The sequence below is a fragment of the Streptomyces antioxidans genome, assembly GCF_000968685.2.
Lineage (GTDB): Bacteria > Actinomycetota > Actinomycetes > Streptomycetales > Streptomycetaceae > Streptomyces > Streptomyces antioxidans.
The window spans coordinates 1-4729 of record NZ_LAKD02000107.1 but is presented as its reverse complement, the minus strand read 5'-3'; the positions used below and the strand labels follow the sequence as shown (position 1 = coordinate 4729).

At 70.8% G+C, this 4729-nt stretch carries 1 protein-coding gene; it reads right to left on the bottom strand.

Annotation, left to right across the window (positions count from 1 at the left end; genetic code table 11):
• A partial coding sequence (locus VT50_RS31640) for an AMP-binding protein (RefSeq protein WP_143645302.1) occupies positions 1-4729 on the bottom strand: 4729 nt, incomplete at both ends.

Sequence of the window (4729 nt, the reverse complement as noted above, 5' to 3'; positions counted from 1 at the left end):
GGAACCAACCCCAACCCCGCATCCAGCACAAACAAGCGGGTGTTGCCGACCGGCGTGCCGATCGGTGGCGGGCCCGTGCCCTCGGGGGTGGCGAGGTGCCCCGTCGTGTCGACGGTGGTCTCGGTCGGCCCGTAGGAGTTGTGCAGTCGGGCGTGCGGAAGCGTGGCGAAGAAGGAGTCGCGTAGATCGGCGGTCAGCGGTTCACCACCGCAGACCACATGGCGTACGGAGGCGCACAGCCGCCGTGCCCCCTCCCACTCCAGCAGCAACCGCAGCAGGGTCGGCACACAGTGCACCACCGTGACCCCGTGACGTTCGACGGCGGACAGCAGATGGCCGGGGTCGGCGTGGTGATCGGGGTCGGTGCCGATGATGCTTCCGCCGGTGAGCAGCGGGCAGAAGAGTTCCCACACCGATACGTCGAAACTCATCGGTGTCCGCATCAGGAAGCGGTCATGCTCGGTCCAGCCGAAGGTTTCGATCCGCCACAGCAGGTTGTTGACGATGGCCCCGTGCGGGACCACGACCGCCTTGGGGGTGCCCGTCGAGCCCGAGGTGTAGATGACGTACGCCGGATGGGCGGGCGTCAGTGGTGTTGGCCGTTCGTCGTCGGACACGTTCCCGGCCTCGTGGTTTTTCGTACGGGCGTGGGTGTCGTCGGTGTCGAGGAGGAGCCAGGGCAGGGTGGCGGTACTGGTGGGGAGGGTGTTGGCGAGTGTGCTGGTGGTGAGGAGGAGGGTGGGTTCGCTGTCGTGGAGCATGAAGGTGGTGCGGTCCGCTGGGTAGCCGGGGTCGAGGGGTACGTAGGCTGCTCCGGTCTTGGTGACGGCCAGCACGGCAGTAATCAGCTCGAGGGAGCGTGGCAGGGCCAGCGCGATACGCGTCTCCGGTCCGGCGCCGTGCTCGATGAGCAGCCGGGCCAGCCGGTTCGCGCGCGCGTTGAGGTCCGCGTAGGAGACCGTGTCCTGGAACACTACCGCCGTGGCCTGCGGAGTACGTGCCGCCTGTTCCTCGAACAGCTCCGGCAGCACCCGCCCCGCCCCGGCCGCCGCCACCGAGGCACCCGTACCCCAGCCCAGCAGCCGTTTCCGCTCGTCCTCGGAGCAGCCGTCGACCCGCCCGACCCTGACATCAGGATCGAAGGCCATCGCCTCCAGCACCCGTATCAGCCGGTCGGCGATCGTCGAGATGTCGTCGCGCCCGAACAGGTCCGGTCGATAGCCGAGCCGCATGTGCAGCCGCTCGTCTGGGACGACCAGCAGGGACAGGGCGTAGTGCGCGGCGTCCCGTCCCGTGATGTCGACCGTCCTCAGTTCCCTCCCCGGGTCGAGCAACTGCCCCTTGTTGATGGGGTAGTTCTCGAAGACGGTCGTCGTGTCGAAGAGGTCCCCGGAGCGCACTCCGCTCAGCCGTTGGACCTCGGCGAGCCCCAGGTGCTGGTGGTCGAGCAGCTCCGTCTGCTCTTCCTGGAGCCGGGAGAGCAGCCCGCCCAGCGACTCCTGGGGATCGATACGCAGCCGGACCGGCACGGTGTTGATGAACAGGCCCACGATGGACTCCACACCCGGCAGCTCCGCGGGGCGGCCCGAGACCGTGGTGCCGAACACCACGTCGTCACGCCCGGTAAGCCGTCCGAGGACCAGCCCCCACCCCGCCTGGACGAGGGTGTTCAGCGTGAGCCCGGAGCGCCTGGCGCGCTGCGAGAGCCGCGCGGTCAGCTCGGGGGACAGATCGGTGGAGTACTCCTCCGGCCACATCGCGGCACGCCCGGGAGCGGCGGGGGCGACCAACGTGGGCTCGGTCAGCCCCTCCAGCGCCGTGCGCCAAGCCGCGCGGGCGGCTTCCCGGTCCCGCCGCCCCAGCCAGGCCAGATAGTTGCGGTAGGGGACCGGCCGCGGCAGGCCCGTCTCGTCACCGGACCGTTCGTACAGCGCGAACAGTTCGCGCAGGACCAGGGGCACCGACCAGCCGTCCCACAGCAGGTGGTGGTTGGTGATGACCAGCCAGTGCCGGTCCTGGCCGCCACGCAGGACCGCGAACCGGACCAGTGGTGGCCGCGCCGGATCGAACCGTACGGAGCGGTCCTCGGCCAGCCACCGCTCCACCGCGTCCCGGCGGTCGTCCTCCGCGACCGTGGCGAGGTCCACCTCCTGCCACGGCACGGACACCGCACCGGCGACGGCCTGGACGGGATGGGACAGGCCGTCGTGCAGAAACGCGGCGCGCAGATGCGGATGCCTGCGCAGCAGCGCGTCGGCGGCCACGCGGAACCGGCCCGCGTCGAAGGGGCCCTCGAGTTCCAGGCAGAGCTGGACGAGATACACGTCCGGGGCCGTGTCGTCGTACACGGCGTGGAACAGCAACCCCTCCTGTAGCGGGCTCAGCGGCAGAACCTCCACACTGCCCGGGGCCTTCCGCTCGACGTTCTCCGACTCCGCCCGGGAGAGTCGGACGAGTGCTCCTTCTGATCGGCCGAGGCCCTCGGCGGTCAGCTCATCGGGCGTACGGGCCACGGCGGCGAGCGCCGCGGGCGTCTTGTACTGGAAGACCTGGCGGGGGGTGAGCACCAGCCCCTCCCGGCGGGCACGGCTGACGAGTTGGATGGAGATGATGCTGTCCCCGCCCAGTGCGAAGAACCCCTCTTCCACACCGACCTCGGCGAGCCCCAGCACCTCGGCGAACAGGGCGCACAGGGTCTTCTCCCGTGCTGTCGCCGCGGCCCGGCCGGTGGTTCGGTCGGCCCCGGGGTCGGGCACGGGCAGCGCGGCGCGATCGAGCTTCCCGTTCCCGGTCAACGGCAGCGCGTCGAGCTTCATGAGGGCGGACGGGAGCATGTAGTCGGGCAGGGTGGTGGCGAGGTGGGCCCGGAGGGACGCCACGAGTCCGCCCAGCTCGTGGGAGGCCCCGGGGTCGTTGGCGTACGAACGCAGCGGACGCGGAGCGTCCCCCCGCGTGGACGCCGCAGACGGCGTGGACGCCGCAGACGTGGTGGGCGGCGCACACTGGTCGAGTACGCGGTGATCCACCCCCGCCGCCGTGTCCACGAAGACCGCGTCGAGACAGCCGTCACTGTCGGACCAGGTGAGGGCGGCACGGTAGCCCAGACCCGCGGCGACCTCGTGCAGGGCCTCCGGAGCGGGTGCCTCGGGCTCCGGCCCCGCGGTGGCCGCCTCGCGGATGGCATCCGGCGCCACCCCGTGCCGCAATTGCCACAACGCCTCCAGCTCGTCCGTGAGGCGGACGTTGGGAACGCCGTTCACCCGCAGCATCCGGGGCCGGAGGCGCTCCAGGGTCTTCGCCACTTCGGTGGTGGTACGCACGTCCTCGCCCCACTGCCGCGTCACCGCGTCGGCAATCCGAGCCGTCCCAGCCGTCCTGGCCCCCGGGGCCTCCGGAGCGGTCGCCTTGACCAGGACCACGTCATAGCGGTGGCGGGTGAGTTCATTGCGCGCGTGGCCACGTTTGATCCGCACGTCGACCGCCGCCACCTCGGGCAGCCGGGGCGGAAGAGCGGCGAAGAGTGCGGGGTCGACGACGAGTTCGCGCTCCTGCCCGATCGCCTTGTCGACGGTGGACTGGAGGCTCTCGTTCGTCGTGCCGGGCGCCGCCTGCGCTAGGGCGACGGCCGTGGCGAAGCAGCGGAGCAGACGGGCGTTGCGCACATCGCCGATGAAGATCCGACCGCCGGGCGCGAGCAGCCGCATCGCCCCGGCCACCACCTCGACCAGGTACTCCACACTGGGGAAGTACTGGACGACGGAGTTGAGCACGATGGTGTCGAACTCGCCGGCGGGCAGACCGGTGAAGTCGGCCGCGGGCTGGCTCCGCAATTGTGTGCGGTCCGCCAGGGCGGGATCGCCCGCGATCCGTTCCCGCAGATGGCCGATGACCGCGGGAGACACGTCGGTGGCCCAGTACGCCTCACAGTGCGGTGCCAGGCGCGCCATGAGCAGCCCGGTGCCGACCCCGATCTCCAGCACCCGGCGCGGCTCCAGCTCCACGATCCGGTCGATGGTCGTGGTCAGCCACTCCCGCATCTCAGGCAGCGGAATAGGCCGTTGGTCATAGCTGCTGTCCCAGCCGACGAAGTCCTCCCGCAGGACGGTCGTTGCGCGGTCCTGGTACAGCGATTCGTAGACCGTGCGCCACTCCTCCACCTGTCGGCCGGCCAGGTCGCCGTCGGGGCCGGACCGGCGCGCGGGCACCGCGTAGGCCACCAGGCGCCGGTGGCCGGGACGGTCCTCACGGACGGTCGCGGCGGCCTGCGCCACATCGGGATGTGCCGTCAACGCGGCCTCGATCTCGCCCAACTCGATACGGAAACCGCGCACTTTGACCTGGTCGTCTGCGCGTGCCACGAACTCCAGACGGCCATCGCCGTCCCACCGCACGAGGTCGCCCGTGCGATACATCCGGGTGCCCGACGGGCCGAAGGGATCGGCGACGAACCGCTCGGCGGTCATGGCCGGACGCCCCGCATACCCCCGCGCCAGCCCGGTGCCGGCCACGTACAACTCGCCCACCACGCCGGGTGGCACCGGCCAGAGTCCGCTGTCGAGGATGTACAACTGTGTGTCCTGGATCGGTGTGCCGATGGGCGGTGGCCCTTGTTCTGCCGGTTCGCACGGATGGCCGGCGATGTCGATGGTGGTTTCGCTCGGCCCGTAGGAGTTGTACAGCCGCACCCAGGGAAGCGTGGTGTGGAAGGTGTCGCGGACGGCCGCCGACA